Genomic DNA, 20,554 nt, shown 5'->3' on the forward strand with positions numbered 1-20,554 from the left:
TCATAAGGATATGATGAAATGACTACATTACGTTTAACTACCCTTGCATTAGGTTTGATGGTTTCAGGAGTAGCTGCGGCTCAAACTTATGTGGTTGACCGTTATCAAGACGATAGCAATAAAGGCTCTTTACGCTGGGCCATTGAACAAGCCAATGCAAACCCAAGCGAAGCTAGCGACATTTTGATTCAAGCAGTAGGCAAAGCACCTTATGCGATTAAATTAAACAGCGCACTTCCTGAAATTAAAGCTCCAGTTAAAATCATTGGTACACAGTGGGATAAAACTGGTGAATACATCGCGATAGATGGTTCAAACTATATTAAAGGCGAAGGGGCGAAAGCTTGCCCAGGTGCAAACCCTGAGCAGTATGGCACCAATGTACGTACTATGACTTTACCGGGGTTAGTACTACGTGACGTCAACAACGTTACTTTAAAAGGTTTAGACATCCATCGCTTCTGTATTGGTGTATTGATTAACCGTTCAAGCAATAACCTGATTCAACATAACCGTATTAGTAATAACTACGGTGGTGCTGGTGTTATGTTGACGGGTGATGATGGTCAAGGTAACCCAACTGCAACTACTACCAATAACAACAAAGTTTTAGACAACATTTTCCAAGACAATGGTGATGGCTTAGAACTGACACGTGGTGCAGCATTTAACTTAATTGCGAATAACCATTTTGTTTCAACCAAAGCAAATCCTGAACCATCACAAGGTATTGAAATCTTGTGGGGTAATGATAATGCCGTAGTTGGTAATAAATTCGAAAACTACTCGGATGGCTTACAGATTAACTGGGGTAAGCGTAACTATATTGCCTACAACGAAATGACCAATAACTCGATTGGTTTCAACATGACGGGTGATGGCAATATTCTTGATAGCAATAAAGTACATGGTAATCGTATTGGTGTAGCCATCCGCTCTGAAAAAGATGCAAATGCAAAAATTACATTGACTAAAAACCTGATTTGGGACAATGGTAAAGATATTAAACGCTGTGAAGCGGGTGGTTCATGTGTACCAGATCAGCGGTTGGGTGCAATTGTATTTGCTGTGCCTGCACTTGAGCATGCCGGATTTGTAGGTTCTCGTGGTGGCGGTGTGGTTGTTGACCCATCTAAACAACAAAAAACATGTACTCAGCCAAATGAACAAGGCTGTAATGCTCAACCTAATCAGGGTATTAAAGCTCCTAAATTAACTGCAAATAAAGGTTCAGTTGCTGTAGAAGTCAATGGCTTGCCAAATCAACGCTATCAAGTTGAATTTTTTGGTAATCAAAATGCGTCATCAAAAGAAGCTGAGCAATATTTAGGAGCAATAACTGTTGCTACAGATGCACAAGGGATCGCAAAAGCGAATTGGAAGCCGTCTGTAAAAGTTGCCTCAATTACAGCGAATATTACTGATCGTTTTGGTGCAACTTCTGAGCTTGGTTTTACAAGTGTTAAATAACAATAAGGAAAGCGCCTCATATGAGGCGCAGCATAGAAATATAGAAATGATAAAAGGGACTTGAAATGCCAAATTTAATGAAACTGAGTGTTTTAACGCTCGCTGTATTAGGTAGCCAATGTGCGCTCGCGAATGATCCTTGGTCACAAGACCGTCAATGGTTGCTAGGCGACTGGAATGGTGAGCGCCAACAGCTAGAACAACAGGGCTATAAATTTACGGCTTCTATTATGAGCCAAAGTGCCACAAATTTAGATGGTGGTTACAACGACAGCAATACTTTTGAAAATGCTGCGCAGCTTTCCTTAGGTGCAAACCTCGATTTAGAAAAAATCGCTGGTTGGAAAGATACAACAGCGAGCCTAGTCGTGACTAAACGTGACGGCAATGCATTAACTCTTGAGCGTATTAAAGACCCACGTTCTAGCCAATTGGGCAATGCTCAAGAAATTTATGGTCGCGGTAAAATCTGGCGTTTATCTCAAGCATGGGTGAAGAAGGGCTTTATCGATAATACTGTACAGGTCAAATTTGGTCGTATGGGAATGTCAGAGGATTTTAATAGTTCTCAATGTGAGTTTCAGAACTTATTGCTTTGTGGTGGGCAGTTAGGAAAATCAATTGGTTCAATTTGGTATAACTCACCAGTTGGTATTTGGGGTACAAACGTTAAATATCAGTTTGCGCCTGAGTGGACTTTGGGGTTGGGTGTGTATGAGGTCAATCCAGACAACATTAAAACCGAATCAAATAGTGATGGTTTTAATCTGGATATGAACAATGTGAAGGGCGCAACCATACCGGTTGAGCTGGCGTGGAAACCAAAACTTGCTGCCTTTAATGGCTTGCCGGGTGAATATAAAGTAGGTGCACTGTACTCAACCGCAGAAGCCAATGATATTAAAACTGCGGGTAAGGTTCATGATGGAAAACAAAGTTTCTGGCTTAATGCACAGCAACAACTTACGAATAAAGGCGAAGATCCGAAACGCGGTTTATATGTAAGTTTTAATGGTGTTGTAAATGATAAAGCAACTACCTTCGTTCAAAGTACGCAACAGCTTGCTCTTTGGTATAAGGGACCGTTTGATAGCCGTCCAAATGATTCGATTGGTTTTGGTATAGCCAATTATGTAGTTAATGACCGTGCTAAAGATAAACAGATCGCAACAAACGAAAGTCGTGGATATTACAGTTATGATCCGATTGCATCTGATTATATTCCAATTCAAGACGACGAACTAAATGTCGAGTTGAACTATACCTATCAATGGTCTCCGGCCATCATGTTACGTCCAAATATTCAATATATCCATCAACCTGCTGGTGTGAAAGAGGTGGATGATGCATGGGTGGCTGGCCTTAGTGTGAAAGTCAATTTTTAACAATATTGATGGCTGGTTAGACATGGTTTAACTGGCCCAAATGCTTGAACTATTCGGGTTCAGTATATGTGGAGTAGGATCTATGTCTGAGTCAGATTCTAAGTTTCATATCTTATTCAAAATATGGTGTTTTATTTTAGGCTTAGCTTTATTGGCTACTGGTATTTTTTATATCGTAGGTGGCGGAAAGCTAGTATCTCTCGGTGGTTCTTGGTATTTCCTTATCTCAGGACTGTTTATTACTATTTCTGCAATTAGTATTTTCCGTAAAAAAGCACTGGGTGTCTGGATTTTTGCGGCTGTTTTTGTTGGTACCGTAATTTGGTCATTTATTGATGCTGGATGGGAATTTTGGCCGTTATTTTCGCGCTTAATGTTTCCTGCCGGTCTTTTTGCTGCCTTGCTATTTACTTTGCCATCAATCCGACGTTACCAATTTCAAACGAGCTTGGCATCTTCATCTTATGCGGTAGGTGGATTAGTTGTTGTAGGTATGTTGATTGCGCTCTATCAAATGTTCCAACCGCATCCAACAGTAGCAAGTTCAGGTGAAAAACTACCTTTAGTACCAGTTGATCCTGCTAAAAAACAGGTAAATTGGGAAAATTATGGTAATGATGCAGGTGGTAGCCGCTTTGTTGCTCTCGATCAAATTAACCGAGATAACGTTCATAAATTAAAAGAAGCTTGGCGCTTTAGAACGGGCGACTTTACAACGGGTAGCGGTAATGGTGCTGAAGACCAAATGACTCCGCTACAAGTTGGAAATAAAGTCTTTTTATGTACACCACATAACAATATTTTTGCGATAGATGCTGACTCGGGCAAACAACTCTGGAAAGCTGAGGTGAACTCTACAGCTGATGCTTGGGAACGCTGCCGTGGTGTTGCATACTTTGATTCAACTAAACCGCTTGTACAACCAACTTTAGCGGGTGCAAATGCAGTAACTGCGGTTGCAACCAATACAGCATGTCCACGCCGTGTATATACCAATACACCTGATGGTCGTTTAATTGCAGTCAATGCAGATAACGGTCAGCGCTGTGCTGATTTTGGTGTAAATGGAACGGTTGATTTGCTAGAAGGTCTTGGGGCTGGAACAAAAGCGCCACGTTTTGAAGTGACTTCTGCACCGACTATTGCGGGTACAACCATTGTGGTGGGTAGCCGTATTGCCGACAACGTAGCCGCAGATATGCCGGGTGGTGTTATTCGTGGTTATGACGTGATTACGGGTAAACTTCGCTGGGCATTTGACCCGCGCAATCCAAACCCGAACTATGTACTTAAACCGGGTGAAACCTATAAACGTAGTTCGGCAAACTCATGGGCTGCAATGTCATATGATCCGCAAATGAATACGGTGTTCTTACCTATGGGTAGTTCATCTGTCGACATTTGGGGTGGTAACCGTAATCCGTTAGATCATAAATACAATACTTCTGTGTTAGCACTTGATGCGACAACAGGTAAAGAGAAGTGGGTCTATCAAACTGTTCATAACGATTTATGGGACTTTGACTTACCAATGCAACCGAGTTTGGTTGACTTCCCATTAAAAGATGGTACGACTAAACCAGCTGTTGTCATTGGAACCAAATCAGGCCAATTCTTTGTTCTTGACCGAGTAACGGGTAAACCGTTGACTAAAGTAATTGAACAGCCAGTTAAACCTGCCAATATTCCGGGTGAACAATACAGCTTAACTCAACCTCGTTCAGTTGAAATGCCTCAAATTGGTAATCAGACTTTAACTGAGTCAGATATGTGGGGCGCAACGCCGTTCGATCAACTGATGTGTCGTATTAACTTCAAGTCAATGCGTTACGAAGGCCTATTTACTGCACCGGGCACTGATGTTTCTTTAAGCTTCCCGGGTTCTTTAGGTGGTATGAACTGGGGTAGCATCGCTTTTGACCCGACTCATCGTTATATGTTCGTGAACGATATGCGCCTTGGTTTGTGGATTCAATTGATGGAGCAAACTCCTGAAGATATTAAGATTCAGGCGAATGGCGGAGAGAAAGTAAACACAGGTATGGGAGCTGTACCAATGAAAGGTACACCATATAAAGTGAATAAAAACCGCTTTATGTCGGCTCTAAGTATTCCTTGTCAAAAACCACCATTTGGCACCATGACTGCAATTGACATGAAAACTCGTCAAGTTGCATGGCAAGTACCATTAGGTACAGTGGAAGATACTGGGCCGATGGGTATTAAGATGGGCTTAAAGGCACCGATTGGTATGCCAACAATTGGCGGGCCGATGGCAACTCAAGGTGGCTTGGTTTTCTTTGCTGCAACACAAGATTACTACTTACGTGCATTTGATTCATCTACAGGTAAGGAACTATGGAAATCACGCATGCCAGTAGGTAGCCAAGGAACACCAATAAGCTATGTTTCACCTAAAACAGGTAAACAGTATGTGGTTGTTACCGCAGGTGGAGCACGTCAATCACCTGATCATGGTGATTATGTGATTGCTTATAGCTTAGAACAATAATTAAGAAAGGCAAAAGAGAGTATTTCTCTTTTGCCTTATCCTTTAATATATTTTTTATATAAAATAGTAAAAGTAAATTCTATATTTTTAACTAGATAGCTTTACCAAATAGTAAAAAAGTGCTTGATGTTGTTGCTAAACTTGAAATAGTCTTATGGTCAATTCAGCCTGAACGCTAGATATAGCTTAACTATTGACCAGTTCCTTAGGATGTTTTACCTATAAATAAAACCTTAACTTTTATTAAGTTTTGTTTAACTTAACATTGTGAATTTTAATTAAAAATAAACATTATTAAGTTTTAAACCTTAAAAATAAGGTGTTTTTTGTTGGAAAAACGAGCTTAAATATATACTTATATTATATTTATATAATTTATTGGGTTGCGCTAGAATGGTCGACGCAGATTATTACTATCCAGTAATAATTTGTATTTCAGGAATTTAAGCTTTTATGGCTTAAGGCTCATCGAAAGATGGGCCTTTTTTTATGGGTGAAAGAAAATGTTTTTATCTTGCTCAATAGCCTAAGCAAAATTAAAAGTTAAATAATGAATAAAATCACAAAAAATAGTCTTTAATGACAAGAAGTGTATGATTTGATAAATTAAAGCCACTTGATAATAATAGGTGATGTAATGAGATTTTTGGTTCTTGCAACTTTATCTGGTTTAGCTTTGATGGGTTGTGCTTCTGTTCAGCAAGCACCGAATACACAAGAGACAATCCGCTATGCTTCTAGCCCATGTTTTGGCGCATGTCCGATTTATTCTGTAGAAGTAACACCTACAGGTTTAATTCGCTTTGAAGGTAAACAATACACTAAAGCTATAGGTGTTAAAGAAATTCAAGGTAGCGTTAAAGATTATAAAAAACTTGCAGATGATCTAAAAACTTATCGCCCTGAAACAGGTACACAATCAAAAACTGCGGGTTGCCAGCAAACAGCGACCGACATGTCTAGCTATTACATTACTTGGATTCAACCTAATGGCACAGAAACTAAATTAAGCCATTACACAGGTTGTATCTCTCCAGCAAATAATAGATTGAATAAGGTTATGGAAAAGTTACCTGAACAATTAGGCATTAAAGATCTAATTTAATGATAAAAGCCCCAAAATCTTGGGGCTTTTTCTTGTTAAGAAGAATTATAAACTCAAAAGTTTTATATTAAGTATTTCTAAAAGAATCAGCGTATAATACAGATTATAAAAACATATATTGTTAAGAGTGGTTATATGTCAAATATTGTCTATGCCTTTTTTGGTGGTTTATTACTAGGCATCGCAACAGTTGGGTATTTATATATAAATGGCCGTATAGCCGGAATCAGTGGTTTGCTTGCTCAAGTCATCAATCCTACTAAAGACACCTTTAAGAGTTCGGCATTCTGGTTTATTGCGGGACTCGTGATTACACCTTTCATATATGGTTATTTTTATCAGCCTGAAATTGAAATTAAAGCTAATACATTTGCACTTATTCTAGCAGGTGTACTTGTAGGCTTTGGAACACGGTTAGGGTCGGGTTGTACAAGCGGTCATGGTATTTGTGGTATGAGCAGGTTATCAAAACGCTCGATGATAGCGACAGCAGTTTTTATGTTTGCTGGCATGTTAACGGTTTATATCATTCGTCATGTGATGGGGTAATCCTATGAAAAACATTTTTGCTTTTTTATTTGGTAGCTTATTTTCATTAGGTTTAATGATCTCTGGCATGTCTAATCCAGAAAAGGTATTAGGTTTTTTAGATATTTTTGGGCAGTGGGATATTAGCTTAATGTTTGTAATGTTAGGTGCTATTGCTGTGGCATTTATTCCATTTCAAAAGGCTATAAAAACTCCTAAAACGCTTTTTAATGAGAAAATTCAATTACCAACGAATACACAGATTGACCAAAGGTTAATTGTGGGTGCTTTTATTTTCGGTATAGGCTGGGGAATAGCAGGTATATGTCCAGCGCCCGCTTTAACTTTGATTGGATTAAGACATTTTGAAGCGCTTTATTTTATTGTCGCAATGTTATTAGGAATGTTTATTTACCGAATTTTAAATAAAGGAAATTAAACCTATGCAACAACCTCTAGTAAAAGATTTTTTTGATGAAAACACCAATACTTTTAGCTATGTTGTTGCAGATTTAGCGACTCTTCAATGCGCTATTATTGATAGCGTGCTTGATTACGATGCCGCATCGGCCACTACAAAAACAACCAATGCTGATCTGATCGTCGATTATGTCTTCGCGCAAAACTTCAAAGTACAATGGATTTTAGAAACTCATGTACACGCCGACCATATGACTGCTGCCCAATATTTAAAATCTAAATTAGGCGGTACAATTGCGATTAGTCAAAAAATCTCGGTAGTACAAGAAACATTTTCGGCTATTTATAATTTTGATTTTAAGAAATTTAATGAAAATCAACCCTTTGATTATTTGTTTGAAGATTATGAACATTTCAAAATAGGGGAGATAGAAGCCTATAACATTCCTACACCAGGGCATACACCCGCTTGCTTAAGCTATGTGATTGCCGATGCTGTTTTTGTAGGTGATACCTTATTTATGCCCGATTATGGCTCAGCCAGATGCGACTTTCCTAAAGGAAGTGCTGCTGAGCTTTATGATTCGGTCCAAAAAATTTATACACTTCCCGACAATATGCGCATGTTTTTATGCCATGACTATAAGCCCGAAGGTCGTGATGAATATATCTGTCAAACAGATATTAGAACCCAAAAACAAAGCAATATTCATTTAAATCGACGAGTTTCCAAGGACTCATTCATCAAAATGCGTCAAGAAAGAGATGCTACTTTGGCAATGCCAAAATTAATTTTGCCTTCAATTCAAATTAATATGAATGGTGGAAATTTTCCGGAACCTGAAGCGAATGGTATTCGCTATTTGAAAATCCCTTTCAATTACTTTTAGAAATAGCCTAAGCATTTATTTGGGATCGTTCAATCTACCCAAATAGCCTAAGCAAACAATAAAATTAATCCTATAAAATAGCCTAAGTGAGATTTAAAGAACTTGTCTTAGATCCCGCGAAGTCTCTTGCAATAGAGGCAGAATATGTTGAATTAAATATTCTTCAGTTGTTTTCATCGTTGGAGAAACAATATTTAAAGCTGCAACCACTTTAAAATCTTGTCCATAAATTGGTACGGCGAGCGCATGAACTCCTAATTCGTGTTCTTCACGCGAATAACACCAATCTTGTTCTCGAATCTCTTGTAGTAACTCTAAAAATTTATCATTTTCGACATGCGTATATTTAGTTAAACGCTGAAGTGGATATTTTTGGAGCCAGTCCAATTGTTCTTCTTGGCTTAAATGTGCCAGTAAAATTTTACCCGCAGATGTCGCATGAGCAGGCAGACGGTTACCTAAGTGTAAGCCGTATGGATTTACACGGTCAGTTTGTTGGTGGGCCGCACTACGAGCAATAGTAATGGCTTCATAACCATCAAGTACCATCACCGAATAAATGAGAGAAGTTTGGTTAGTTAACAGATTTAATAAAGGCTGAGATACTTTCGGAAGCTGAGCTGCACCTAAATAAGCTCCTGAAAATTTAAGAACTTTTGGAGTTAAATAGTAATAGTGACCATCTGACTCAAGATAACCTAAATATTCTAAAGTTAATAAATGACGCCTTGCTGCTGCTCGGGTAAGCCCAGTTTTTTCAGCAGCCATAGAAATGTTTAAACGATGTTGATTACTACTAAAGCTATCTAAAATCGCCATGCCTTTACCAATGCCAGCAATGTAATCTTCATGACGAATCGTTTTTTTGTTGTCCTGATTCTGGATTATCCGTTCATCTTTACTCATTACTGGTCCTTGTACGATAGAAGCTTAGTAGATCAATTTGCTTTAATGAAAAAGTTTAATAATTTCATGTCGCAAAAATTGATGTCTTAAATTATCCCTTAAATCTTCGTGCCAAAACATACCCATTTTAATATTGGTTATCTCAAAAGGCAGAGAATGTAAGCAAATTTCAGGACTATAAGACAAATGCTGCAAAATCATTCGGGGCATAGTGAGTATAGCGTCGGCTTGAGCTCCCAAAACTTGTAACGCCGTTGAATAGTTTTGACAGCGCATAAAGACATTTCTTGAAATTTTTTGATGTTGGTTTAAATAAATATCTTCAAGTAAAGCGCCTGTACGGCGTGACGAAACACCAATGTGACGACCACTAATATAACTAGCTAAATCGACTTCTTTAAGTTGACTGCAAATGACAAACTCGTCTGTTACCAAATGATCAAAGGTAATTTTTGGAGATAAGTATTGTTCTAGGTCAATCACGAAATCGAGCTGTTGTGTCGCTAAGTCAGTCATAATATGTTTTCGATCGAGTTTCATACTCACAAACTGCAAATCTAAATTAAGATTTTGAAAATGTTGAGCCAGTCTTGGAAGAATAATCGGCTCAATTTCATCATGCACGGCGATTTTTAAGTTTTTTAAGCTTGTTGGATCGAACACATGTTTCTGCTGGCTAATATTTTGGATGGTTAAAAGTGCTTGTTTCACCGTTGGGTAAATCTGCTCAGCAAAAGGAGTGGCAGACATTTTATTGCCTACTCGTATAAATACATCATCTTCAAGTTGCTGGCGTAAACGTTGCAAAGCATGACTTGCTGCTGACTGCGTAATATTGAGACTACTTGCAGCATTCGAAATACTTTTTTGCTCATAAATTGCGATAAAAAGCGGATATAAATTGATATCAATTCGGTGAAAAAAACTTAGGTCTAGACCATGTAGGTTATGAATATTATTCATGAGATGTTATTTAATAAAATCATTTCATTCATATTAAGTTTCAAGTTATGTTGATGTAAAGATCAGATAATGATGTAAAGGAAAAAGAATGTTCGAACTTTCAAGGAAAGCTCAAGATTTTGCTGAGCGAACAAGAAAATTTATTTTAGAAGAAATAGAACCTATCGAAGCAAAATTTTGGGAAGAGGTTCATGAGTTAAATCCAGATGGGAATTGGAAAAAATGGCAATGGCCAGACCTTTTAGAAAATCTGAAATCTAAAGCTAAACAAGCCGGTCTTTGGAATATGTTTTTACCCGATGAAAAGCTGGGTGCTGGGTTATCAGTTCAAGAGTATGCGCATATTGCTGAATTGACTGGCCGCAGTTTATTGGCACCTACGGTTTTTAACTGTAATGCACCAGATACGGGAAATATGGAATTGTTATGGCGCTATGGTAGTGAGCAGCAAAAACAGCAATGGTTACAGCCATTATTGGACGGAAAAATTCGTTCGGTTTTTTGTATGACTGAACCCGATGTTGCTTCAAGCGATGCAACCAATATGCAAGCGACTGCACTCATTGATGGTAATGAAATTGTTTTAAATGGCAAAAAGTGGTGGTCGTCTGGCTTAGGTGACCCAAATGCCAAAGTCATTATTTTTATGGCGCATACCCCAGATAAAACTAAAGACCGCCACCATCAACACTCTATGGTTTTAGTACCGATTGATACCGCAGGTGTTGAAATTCAACGTATGTTACCTGTTTTTGGTGACTACGATGCACCGCATGGGCATGGTGAAGTTCATTTTAAGAATGTTCGAGTACCTATTGAAAACTTTATTGGTGGAGCGGGCCAAGGTTTTGAAATTGCACAAGGGCGTTTAGGACCAGGACGTATTCACCATTGCATGCGTTGTATTGGTGCTGCTGAAAAAGCGCTAGAACTTATGATTGATAGAGGCATGTCTAGAACGGCGTTTGGCAAAGAAATTTTAAAACTCGGCGGAAACCTCGAACGCGTAGCCGATGCACGAGTCGCCATAGATCAAGCCAGACTTTTAACCTTGTATGCTGCTTATAAAATGGATACTTTAGGGAATATGGCTGCTTTAACAGAAATATCTGCAATTAAAGTGGTCGCTCCGAGTGTTTTAGAAAAAGTAGTCGATATGGCGATTCAGCTACATGGCGGTGCAGGTGTTTCAAGAGATACGCCATTAACGGGTTTCTTTGCCCAAGCACGCAGTTTACGTTTAGCTGATGGCCCAGATGAAGTACATAAAGGCATGATTGCCAAATTAGAGTTGGCCAAACGTGGTTATGGTCGTCATAAGAAAGTATAAGTTTAAAGGAAGTGAATATGTCGGTAATTGATGTAGGCGGTGAAGTACGTGAAGGTGAAGAGCTTGATATTGGGGCAGTTGAAAACTGGTTAAAAAACCAAGGTGTTGAGTTGGTTGGCCCAGCAGTTGTTACTCAATATACGGGCGGGGCGTCGAATTGGACTTATCGTTTAAAATATGAAAATACCGATTTAATTTTGCGACGTCCCCCAAAAGGAACAAAAGCGAAGTCAGCCCACGATATGGCCCGTGAATATATGGTGCAGAAAAATTTGGCCCCTTATTATCCAGTGCTTCCTAAAATGGTGGCACTTTGTCAGGATGAATCGGTCATTGGCTGTGATTTTTATGTCATGGAACGGATTGAAGGCATTATTCCTCGTGCAAAATTACCGCCTGAACTTGGTTTTAATGAAGAAGATGTTCATGAGCTTTGTGTAAATGTTATTGATAAGTTGATTGAGCTACATCAAGTTCCCTATGAGAACACGCCTTTAGCTGAACTAGGCAAAGGTGCGGGATATTGTCGTAGACAAGTTGAAGGTTGGGATAAACGCTATCAAAAAGTCCGCACAATCAACGTTCCTTCATTTAAATATGTCCGAAAATGGCTAAATGATAATATCCCTCAAGACTCGACGACTTGTATTATTCACAATGATTGGCGTTTTGATAATGTGATTTTAGATCCAGAGCATCCAACAGATGTGATTGGGGTGCTGGATTGGGAAATGGCGACCTTGGGGGATCCATTAATGGATTTGGGCAGTGCTTTGGCCTATTGGGTTGAGCCAACGGATAATATGATTTTTAGATCAACACGACGTCAGCCGACTCACTTAAAGGGAATGTTCTCTCGAAAAGAAGTCGTTGAATATTATTTGCAAAAAACAGGTCTGGACCCTCAAAGTTGGGCTTTTTATGAAGTGTTTGGTGTATTCCGATTAGCCGTGATTGCCCAGCAAATCTATTATCGTTATTACCATAAACAAACCCGAAACCCCGCTTTTAAAGATTTCTGGATTGTCATTCATGCGCTACATATTCGAGCTTTAAAACTTATCGCGCAGCAAAAACTGCAAGACTCAGAATTTGCTCAGCAATCTCTACAGAAAATACAGGGTATTTTAAGAAAATGACCACAATTTATCTGGTAAGACATGGGCAGGCATCATTTGGCAAAAGTAATTATGATGAGTTGTCTGAAAATGGTGAAGCTCAAGCGACTTTATTAGGCCAATATTTTAAGCAAATATTGAAAGAAAAACCTTATGTGGTTGCAGGAACTATGCAGCGCCACGAGCAAACTGCAAAGCTCGCACTCAATGAATGCTTTCCAGATGCGATGATTCATCATAATAATTTATGGAATGAGTTTAACCATCAACAGGTTTTTGCCCGTTATGAACCGCGATTTGAACAGCCTGAACTTTTAAAAGCTGATGTTGCACAAGAACAAAACCCGCGTGCTTATCTTGCCAAAATATTTGAAGGCGCCATTGGACGATGGACAGATGGCGATTTTCATCATGAATATGATGAGTCTTGGCCACACTTTAAAGAAAGAATCGAAACAGCATTGCAGCAACTTTGTGATGAGTTAGCAAAAACCAAACCTCGTTATGCAGTGGTTTTTACCTCTGGTGGTGTTATTTCCGTAGCAATTGGCAAGCTGCTTGAACTGAGCCCCAATCGAACTTTTGCCTTGAATTGGGCAATTACCAATACAAGTCTCACAACTTTACGTTTGGTTGGAAATGAAGCTCAGGTCTTAAGTTTAAATGAACATCATTTTATAAAAGCTGAGCGTCCAGATTTACTGACATGGATTTAAAATAAGGATAAAAGCATGGCAAAGACAATTTTAATTACAGGCGCAAGTTCTGGATTGGGCGCAGGTATGGCGCATGAATTTGCAGCCAAAGGTTATAACTTGGCGATTTGTGCACGCCGTTTAGACCGATTAGAGACTTTAAAAACCGAACTTGAAAATGAGTACGGTATAAAAGTAATTGCAAAAAGTCTGGACGTAACTAATTACGATCAGGTTTTTGAAGTATTTCGTGCCTTTAAACAAGAATTTGGCTATTTAGACCGAATTATTGTAAATGCCGGAGTAGGCAATGGCCGTCGTATTGGTAAAGGTAATTTTGAAATTAACAGAGCCACAGCTGAAACAAACTTTATCTCTGCCTTAGCACAGTGTGAGGCAGCGATTGAAATTTTTAGAGCGCAAAATGCAGGTCATTTAGTGGTGATGTCATCCATGAGTGCGATGCGTGGATTACCAAAACATTTATCGACTTATGCGGCAAGTAAAGCTGCAGTTGCTCACTTGGCCGAGGGTATCCGTGCTGAATTACTGGATACCCCAATTAAAGTCTCCACCATTTTCCCGGGTTATATCCGTACCGAAATGAATGAAGGTGCTAAACATTTACCTTTTGAAGTTGACGCCAAAACAGGATGTAAAGCTTTAGTAAAAGCTATCGAAAAACAACCTGTAAAAGCTTATGTGCCACAGTGGCCGTGGTTACCAATGAGTATTGCTATGAAGGTTTTACCATTAAAGTTGGTCAATAAATTAGGATAAAAAATTACCCCCTAATTTTAGGGGGTAATTTTTATTTAGAATTTTTTGGTGTAATTGACGAATAAACGGTCTTCGCCAAAGTCATTGCCATGTTTTACGTTGTAATCAATTCGAATGTATTGCAAGGCAACACCTTTTAAGAACGGCTGCTGAAATGCGTAGTTTAAAATCACATTCGACTCGGTTTCATGGTTTTTCTCACCATTTGCTGCTTTAAAGTCATGTCCGTAAACATATTTCACCATCGCGTTTAAACCGGGTACATAATCTTTAAAATCGTAGCCGTACATCACATGGTAAGACTTTTCATCTTCTTTAAAGAAACCTGTGGCATTCCAGTTAATGAAATAAGTCTCTGGTAAAAAACCATCTGGTAGCGGGTAAGCTGATTCACCAATAATCTGTTGGTAACCCAAACCAAAGGTATGGTTTTTTACTTTAACTGTTTCAAGTAATCCAATGTTCTGCGCATCAATATCAAAAGTATTGCCATCATCTTTTGCATTAAAGTATTTAAACTTAGAGGTGAGGGCAAAAGTTGGCTGTTTCCACGTATGTTCAAGTCCTATATAGTGTTTGTTATACAGATCTTCTAAATTACCGAAGTAATATTCGCCTTTTAAAGACGGCGTAAATTGATAGCGCAGGTCAATGTAGTTCAAACCATCAGATTCTTTGGTAATTCCATTTGATGTGAAAGAAAACTTTTTAAAGTCTTCTTCATTTCTTGGCGACACTTTTTCCACTCGGCCAATTTCGGCATAGAGCTGATCTGAAAGTTGTGACTTTAAGTTGGTTCCCCAATACGAAGTGAGTAACTGACGACTAGCATCGACTGCCGTTACAGGTAAATCTAGCCAGAGTTCACCGACACTTAAAAGTGTTTTGTCATAGCCCAGCTTTAAGGTGGCGCCGTATTTTAAATAGTCTGAAGCCTGAGATTGCGTTTCTTTATTAAAAGGCAAAACTGTGTCAGCGACATGTTTGTCCGAACTCAAGCGCACGGCGTATTGAACCGATGCATCGGCCCCAATTGTGATTGGCTTGTCTGCTATGACTAACGGAGTGTCATGCATTTTCGATTTATAAAATAAAGACGCTGCCTGAGACCAACTGCCAGTATCTTTGAGGGCATCATTATCAAAATCACGGTTAATATAGGCATTTTTTAAAGTGAATTTCCATTCATCTTCAGTTTGCTGATTTGGATTTGCAGCCCATGAGTTGCTGCACATCAGTAATAAAGTGGCAACAGCCAAAGTGTGTGGTTTAAAACGGTGAAATAATTCCATAATCCATTTCCCAGATGTATGCCTGTCCTCGGCACTAAATAATTTCTAATATTTCGGTACTCTCTAAGCGTTTAGTTAGAGAGTACATTTTGCAATTGGTGAGACCTATTAATTTAATTTTTCAAGCTTCATGCTTTCACTAAAGAATTTGCAGCCTTTAAAAAGTAGAATTAAAGCCAGTACACAAGACAAACCACCCACAATAGATAAAGAAGAACCCACCATTAATGGGCTACCAAAAACTTTATCTGTAATAATGGCTACCAGTGTTGTGCCAATACCGAGTCCAATTAAGTTACTCACCAAAAGGAAGAGGGCAGAAAGGCGTGCTCTAAACTGGTTTGGGGCTAACATTTGCAAAGCAGTTGCTGAAATCACTAGAGGGAAAGATGCAAAGAACATTGCAGGAATCAGTAAGCTAACTGAAAGCCAAAGCTGATCTGTTTGGGTAAAAAATGCAATTGGAATAATCAGGCCAACAATACCAATTACACCCGTGAACATCGGCGCATCTTGACGGCCTTTTTTGATAAACCAGTCATTTAGCCAGCCTGCACAAAATACGCCTAATGTATTTGCGACTAACAGAATGGTACCAAGCATATAGCCTGTTTCAGTCGGCGCGAGTTGAAACTTACGAATATAAAATGCAGGTGTCCAGCTAGTTAGGCTATAGAGTGCCATTGCATAAAAGGTAAAACCTAAATAATGACAAGCAAATGTTTTCGAATGTTTTTTAATAAACTGAAGACATTGTGTGAATTTAACTTGGTCAACTTGTCCATTTTGGTTGAGCTGTTGGCCTTTACGTGCAGGGTCTTTAACGGTCAAAATAAACAGCAAACCAATAATGATGCCGGGTAAACCCACCACTAAAAAGGCAATTTGCCATGCTTTAAGTGCGCCTAATAATGGAACTTCAATGAGTGTCACACCTTTAAGCAGGTTAATGACATAACCGCCAACTAAGAAGGCAATACCTCCACCTAAAAAAGCGCCAATTGAATAGATCCCGACAGCACGCCCTAGTTTGTCTTTACTAAACATGTCGCTAAACATTGAATAAGCCGCTGGAGATAAAGCCGCTTCACCGACACCTACCGCCATACGGCTTAAGAACAGTTGAATAAAGTTTTTACTTAAACCACAAGTTGCTGTTGCCAGACTCCAAACAATAATCCCGATTGAAATTAGTTTTGGTCGTGAAAAACGATCGGCAATGTAGGCTAAGGGTAAACCCATAACGGCGTAAAACAGTGAGAAGGCGAGGCCATGTAATAAGCTAAATTGAGTATCTGAAAGTTGGAGATCTGCTTTGATGGGTTCAATCATCAGCGCCAGAATTTGGCGGTCAATAAATGAAAATATATATGCCAACATACAAAGTATGACCACATACCATGCATAAGCATTGCTTTTCTTTTGTGTCCTTTCAACAGCGATATTACTTTGGTTCATACACTTAATCCTTATGTATAAAACGCTTAAAGAAATTGATATCTAACTTTTATTATTCCTCTAAAGTTTTCGATATTTCCCCCTTTTAGATAAGAATAATAAATAGGCTAGAAATGAGTAATTTGGTCTCGTACAGACCGGAAGAGTGCGTCTAAACCCAATTCGGAGTTAATGGGATTTTTAAGATCATGGAATTATTATTTTCTTTTTATATGTAAAATTCCATTACTTATTGAGTATGTTAGAATACCTAAAAAGTATGTTAAGTAATTATATAGATAAATTTATGATATAAAAATTTGATTTTATTAATTTTTATTGTTTTAACGAAAGAGCAGCTAAAGAAAAAGAGATTTTTAACTGCTCTAAGAAAGCTAATTTATCATAATGAGAAATATTTAGCTGGATGGCATCAGGTCAAATAATTTCTTTAACTGGGTATTTAAATTATGTAGCTCGTCTTCTGAAAAAGCATTCAGGATACCTGCCAAGGTGACCACACTAATCTGATTAATCTGTTCAACCAGATCAACACCTTTGGCCGTTAATTTCACCATTGAGATTCGTTCATCAGAAGTAGAAGAGTAGACCTCAACAATTCCATCTTCTACCAAGCGATATACAGCTTTTGTGGCCGTCGTTAACTTTAAAGTAGAAAGATTGGCAATGTCGGTAATACTGGCTTCCCCAAGGGCATTAGTGCTTAAAATAATTTTACGGCGTGTATTATCAATACCTAGCTTTTTTATTGATTTTTCAATCAGTTGTGAATACTTTCCATTCACTTGGGAAACCCAAAAAAAAGGGAAATTTTGAATACTCGACGGTTCTTTATTAGGAAGAAATTGTTCTAAATGATCAAGCATAGCTAAGCAATAACTTAGTGAAAAAAGGGTAATCCTATTATAAACAAAATTTTGCATATTTCCTTGAGAACAAATTATAAAAAAATACTTGACAATTCCATTAAATTTTCCGATATTTTGATTGATTAATAAAAATACATGGAAAAGTGAATGAATATTGTTAGCCAAAGCGTGCACAAAGGAAGTGGCAAGCTCAAGGTGATGGTGAAAGACACAATTGATATTCAAGGTCTAAAAACCATTGCTGGTAGTCGAGCTTTATTAAATGTTGAACCTGCTCAAGATGATGCTGAGGTGGTTAAAAACATCTTGAAAGCTGACTGCGAAATTATTGCTAAAACGAACTTGCACGAATTGGCTTTTGGTATTACAGGCATTAACCATGCTTTTGGTACACCCATCAACCCTAAATATCCTGAACTTATTCCAGGCGGTTCTTCAAGTGGTTCGGCTGCGGCAGTTGCAGCAAAACAAGCTGATTTTACTTTAGGTACCGACACGGGCGGCTCTATTCGTATGCCCGCTGCGTGCTGCGGAGTTTTTGGTTTAAAACCAACTTTTGGTCGTGTCAGCAGAAAAGGCGTATATCCACCGTCAAGTTCTTTAGATTGCGTTGGCCCTTTTGCAAATTCAGTCGAGATGATTGAAAAGGCCATGCAAATTATTGATCCAACTTTTAAACCTACTGAATTTACTCGTACACCAAAAATTGCTGTTTTAGATGTCAAAGCAGATGAGGTTATTTGGAACTGTATTCATCACGCACTTCAAAAAGCTAATTTACAGACTGTTTTAGAAAAAGTTGAACATTTTGAAGCGGCTTTTGATGCAGGCATGCAAATTATTAATTATGAAAATTGGCAAGCTTTTGGTGATTTAACTCAAACCGGCTTAATTGGTTCTGATGTAAATGGTCGTTTATTAAAAGCGGCACACACCACTTTAGAGCAAGTAAAACAAGCAGAAGCTGTAAAAGTACAGCTGACCCAAGAACTTGATGCTTTATTAGAAAAATATGATGCATTGGTTTTACCGACACTTCCACAAATTCCACCAAAAGTTTCTGAAGCTGAAAACACGGTCGCTTTTTTGAATCTTACAGCTTTAGTTCGACCATTTAATTTATCAGGACATCCTGTCATTTCAGTGCCACTTGAAACCAGTGACGGTTTACCCGTGGGCTTACAGATCGTATCGAAGCATCAAAAAGATGAGCAATTATGCGCTATAGCTAAATTTTGTGTTGATGCAATGCAATAAATTACAAGGAGTTAGATGATGAATAAGTTGTCTAAAATGGAGTTTGCTTCTCAAGACAAAGCAGTTGACTTAGACGCTTTGTGTCAAGAAATTCGTGAGCGTGCCTGTACAGGTGAATTTGATAATCAGGCATATGTGAGCCAAGACATTATCGAAAAACTTAAACAGATTGGCGTTTACCGTGCATTAGTTCCTAAGCGTTTTGGTGGTGAAGAATGGTCTCCACGGCAGTTTTGCGAGTTAATTGAAACTTTATCTAAAGCTGATGGTTCAGTCGGTTGGGTGGCAAGTTTCGGTATGAGCCCTGCGTATTTAGGAAGTTTGCCTGAAGATACACTGAAAGAATTATACCAAAACGGACCAGATGTGGTGTTTGCCGGAGGTATTTTCCCGCCACAACCTGCTGAAATTACCGATGAAGGTGTAGTAGTTCGTGGACGTTGGAAATTTTCCAGCGGTTGCATGGGAGCTGACATTGTTGGTGTGGGGATTTCACCGCTTAAAAACAATGAAATGCAAGGCTTACCTCGCATGGCAGTGATGCCTGCGAAAAAAGCCAAAATCGAAATGACTTGGGACACCGTTGGCCTAAAAGGTACGGGAAGCCATGATTTAGTCGTTGAAGACGTATTAGTTGAAAAGAAATGGACCTTTGTACGTGGTGAACCTTCAAAACTAAGCGAACCATTTTTTAAATATCCGTCGCTTTCTTTAGCGACTCAAGTATTAACCGTGGTGGGTATTGGGGTTGCAGCTGCCGCATTAGAAGAATTTGAAAAACTGGCGCCGGGTAAAGCATCCATTACAGGCGGTTCAGAAATTGCCAACCGCCCAGTGACTCAATATGAGTTTGCTCAGGCAGATGCAGAATTTCAGGCTGCAAAATCTTGGTTTTATCAAACCATGGATATTGTCTGGAATGAAATTATTGCTGGTCGTGAAGCAACTGCTGAACAAATTAGCGATATGCGTTTGGCATGTACCCATGCAGCGCGAGTTTGCGCCAAAGTCACCCGAAAAATGCAAATGCTCGCGGGCATGACGGCGATCTATACCAACAATCCATTTAGCCGTTTTGTGAATGACACCAACGTGGTGACTCAGCATGCCTTTATGGGCGATGCGACTTTACAAAATGCAGGCTCAATCAGTTTCGGGTTAAAACCAACTCCAGGTTATTTATAAGTTTAATTTTTAAAAGGATATTGAAATGGAAGCTAAAAAATCATTACGCGTTTTGTTCTGCATGGGTATTAACCAAAACTTTTTTGACGCGGAACCTGCTGAAGCAAAAGCAGTTTGGGCCGCGTTTGGTGAAATGTGGAATGGCATTCATGACTTACCGGGTGTTCATGTTTTTGGAAATCTTGATGATGACCAAAGTATGGTTGGCCCAAGTGCTGGCTGGCCTTGGACAACATACTTGCTTGCAGATGTTCCGGATATTGAAACAGTACACGCGGCTTGTAACTTGTTTAGAACGACTGTGGTGGGTGAAGGGCCATACAAACTTTGGAAATATTGCAAAGTTGAAGCTCGTGTTGGGCGTGAATTGATTATTCAACGTTAAGGCGAC

Annotated in this window: 19 protein-coding genes; 14 read left to right on the forward strand and 5 right to left on the reverse strand. The window is 38.9% G+C overall.

Going from position 1 to position 20,554, the window contains the following annotated elements; genetic code table 11:
- The first annotated feature begins 18 nt into the window (after positions 1 to 18).
- The 7 genes from JGE69_RS09175 (at position 19) to JGE69_RS09205 (ending at position 8,310) form a co-directional block, all read left to right on the forward strand.
- Positions 19 to 1,470 carry a nitrous oxide reductase family maturation protein NosD gene (locus tag JGE69_RS09175; protein WP_032006314.1) on the forward strand — a complete coding sequence of 484 codons (1,452 nt, stop codon included), beginning with the start codon at positions 19 to 21 and terminating at the stop codon, positions 1,468 to 1,470.
- Between the two features lie 65 nt (positions 1,471 to 1,535).
- Positions 1,536 to 2,855, forward strand: coding sequence for a carbohydrate porin (locus JGE69_RS09180; protein WP_199112695.1), 1,320 nt, complete (start codon positions 1,536 to 1,538; stop codon positions 2,853 to 2,855).
- An 82-nt stretch (positions 2,856 to 2,937) separates the two neighbouring features.
- Positions 2,938 to 5,367, forward strand: a complete 2,430-nt coding sequence (locus tag JGE69_RS09185; protein ID WP_199112693.1) for a glucose/quinate/shikimate family membrane-bound PQQ-dependent dehydrogenase — start codon at positions 2,938 to 2,940, stop codon at positions 5,365 to 5,367.
- Positions 5,368 to 6,013: 646 nt separating this feature from the next.
- The gene (locus tag JGE69_RS09190; RefSeq protein WP_014206923.1) at positions 6,014 to 6,472 is read left to right on the forward strand and encodes a DUF6438 domain-containing protein; all 459 of its coding nucleotides are present in this window, start codon (positions 6,014 to 6,016) and stop codon (positions 6,470 to 6,472) included.
- Positions 6,473 to 6,607: 135 nt separating this feature from the next.
- Positions 6,608 to 7,021, forward strand: coding sequence for a YeeE/YedE family protein (locus JGE69_RS09195; RefSeq protein ID WP_005069081.1), 414 nt, complete (start codon positions 6,608 to 6,610; stop codon positions 7,019 to 7,021).
- A gap of 4 nt (positions 7,022 to 7,025) precedes the next feature.
- Entirely contained in the window at positions 7,026 to 7,439 is a 414-nt protein-coding gene (locus JGE69_RS09200; RefSeq protein WP_060466636.1) for a DUF6691 family protein, read from the forward strand.
- Between the two features lie 4 nt (positions 7,440 to 7,443).
- On the forward strand, positions 7,444 to 8,310 hold the full coding sequence (locus JGE69_RS09205) for an MBL fold metallo-hydrolase (protein WP_199112691.1): 867 nt from the start codon (positions 7,444 to 7,446) through the stop codon (positions 8,308 to 8,310).
- Between the two features lie 93 nt (positions 8,311 to 8,403).
- Here the strand turns inward: JGE69_RS09205 and pcaU are convergent, their stop codons facing one another.
- Both pcaU and JGE69_RS09215 read right to left on the reverse strand, forming a co-directional pair.
- Positions 8,404 to 9,216 carry an IclR family transcriptional regulator PcaU gene (gene pcaU, locus JGE69_RS09210; RefSeq protein WP_002120879.1) on the reverse strand — a complete coding sequence of 271 codons (813 nt, stop codon included), beginning with the start codon at positions 9,214 to 9,216 and terminating at the stop codon, positions 8,404 to 8,406.
- A gap of 42 nt (positions 9,217 to 9,258) precedes the next feature.
- The gene (locus tag JGE69_RS09215) at positions 9,259 to 10,179 is read right to left on the reverse strand and encodes a LysR family transcriptional regulator (protein WP_199112689.1); all 921 of its coding nucleotides are present in this window, start codon (positions 10,177 to 10,179) and stop codon (positions 9,259 to 9,261) included.
- An 88-nt stretch (positions 10,180 to 10,267) separates the two neighbouring features.
- Between JGE69_RS09215 and JGE69_RS09220 the strand changes: the two genes are divergently transcribed.
- Genes JGE69_RS09220 through JGE69_RS09235 form a run of 4 tightly spaced genes read left to right on the forward strand, consistent with a single transcriptional unit; the run spans position 10,268 to position 14,102 of the window.
- Positions 10,268 to 11,509: an acyl-CoA dehydrogenase family protein gene (locus tag JGE69_RS09220; protein ID WP_199112687.1), complete on the forward strand. Its 1,242-nt coding sequence runs from the start codon at positions 10,268 to 10,270 to the stop codon at positions 11,507 to 11,509.
- Positions 11,510 to 11,526: 17 nt separating this feature from the next.
- Entirely contained in the window at positions 11,527 to 12,648 is a 1,122-nt protein-coding gene (locus JGE69_RS09225; RefSeq protein WP_199112685.1) for a phosphotransferase family protein, read from the forward strand.
- Positions 12,645 to 13,343 carry a histidine phosphatase family protein gene (locus JGE69_RS09230; protein WP_057077155.1) on the forward strand — a complete coding sequence of 233 codons (699 nt, stop codon included), beginning with the start codon at positions 12,645 to 12,647 and terminating at the stop codon, positions 13,341 to 13,343. Before JGE69_RS09225 ends, JGE69_RS09230 begins: the two co-directional genes overlap by 4 nt.
- Positions 13,344 to 13,358: 15 nt before the next feature.
- Entirely contained in the window at positions 13,359 to 14,102 is a 744-nt protein-coding gene (locus JGE69_RS09235) for an SDR family oxidoreductase (RefSeq protein ID WP_001140450.1), read from the forward strand.
- A 35-nt stretch (positions 14,103 to 14,137) separates the two neighbouring features.
- Here JGE69_RS09235 and JGE69_RS09240 read toward each other — a convergent pair whose 3' ends face one another.
- The 3 genes from JGE69_RS09240 to JGE69_RS09250 all read right to left on the reverse strand — a co-directional run bounded on the left by JGE69_RS09240 (position 14,138) and on the right by JGE69_RS09250 (position 17,718).
- Positions 14,138 to 15,394 carry an OprD family outer membrane porin gene (locus tag JGE69_RS09240; protein WP_199112683.1) on the reverse strand — a complete coding sequence of 419 codons (1,257 nt, stop codon included), beginning with the start codon at positions 15,392 to 15,394 and terminating at the stop codon, positions 14,138 to 14,140.
- 108 nt (positions 15,395 to 15,502) lie between these two features.
- Entirely contained in the window at positions 15,503 to 16,852 is a 1,350-nt protein-coding gene (locus JGE69_RS09245; RefSeq protein ID WP_017399597.1) for a spinster family MFS transporter, read from the reverse strand.
- A gap of 398 nt (positions 16,853 to 17,250) precedes the next feature.
- Positions 17,251 to 17,718: a MarR family winged helix-turn-helix transcriptional regulator gene (locus tag JGE69_RS09250; protein ID WP_064785415.1), complete on the reverse strand. Its 468-nt coding sequence runs from the start codon at positions 17,716 to 17,718 to the stop codon at positions 17,251 to 17,253.
- Positions 17,719 to 17,868: 150 nt separating this feature from the next.
- On the opposite strand from JGE69_RS09250, the gene JGE69_RS09255 reads away from it, so the two are divergent.
- The 3 genes from JGE69_RS09255 to JGE69_RS09265 are packed head-to-tail and all read left to right on the forward strand — an operon-like array spanning position 17,869 to position 20,548.
- Positions 17,869 to 18,978, forward strand: coding sequence for an amidase (locus JGE69_RS09255; protein ID WP_064785416.1), 1,110 nt, complete (start codon positions 17,869 to 17,871; stop codon positions 18,976 to 18,978).
- 36 nt (positions 18,979 to 19,014) lie between these two features.
- Positions 19,015 to 20,163 carry an acyl-CoA dehydrogenase family protein gene (locus tag JGE69_RS09260; RefSeq protein ID WP_081274192.1) on the forward strand — a complete coding sequence of 383 codons (1,149 nt, stop codon included), beginning with the start codon at positions 19,015 to 19,017 and terminating at the stop codon, positions 20,161 to 20,163.
- Positions 20,164 to 20,188: 25 nt separating this feature from the next.
- Complete coding sequence (locus JGE69_RS09265; RefSeq protein ID WP_000387554.1) at positions 20,189 to 20,548, forward strand: hypothetical protein; 360 nt, start codon at positions 20,189 to 20,191, stop codon at positions 20,546 to 20,548.
- Positions 20,549 to 20,554 lie beyond the last annotated feature (6 nt).

The sequence above is a fragment of the Acinetobacter sp. C13 genome (assembly GCF_016809775.1).
Taxonomy (GTDB): domain Bacteria; phylum Pseudomonadota; class Gammaproteobacteria; order Pseudomonadales; family Moraxellaceae; genus Acinetobacter; species Acinetobacter pittii.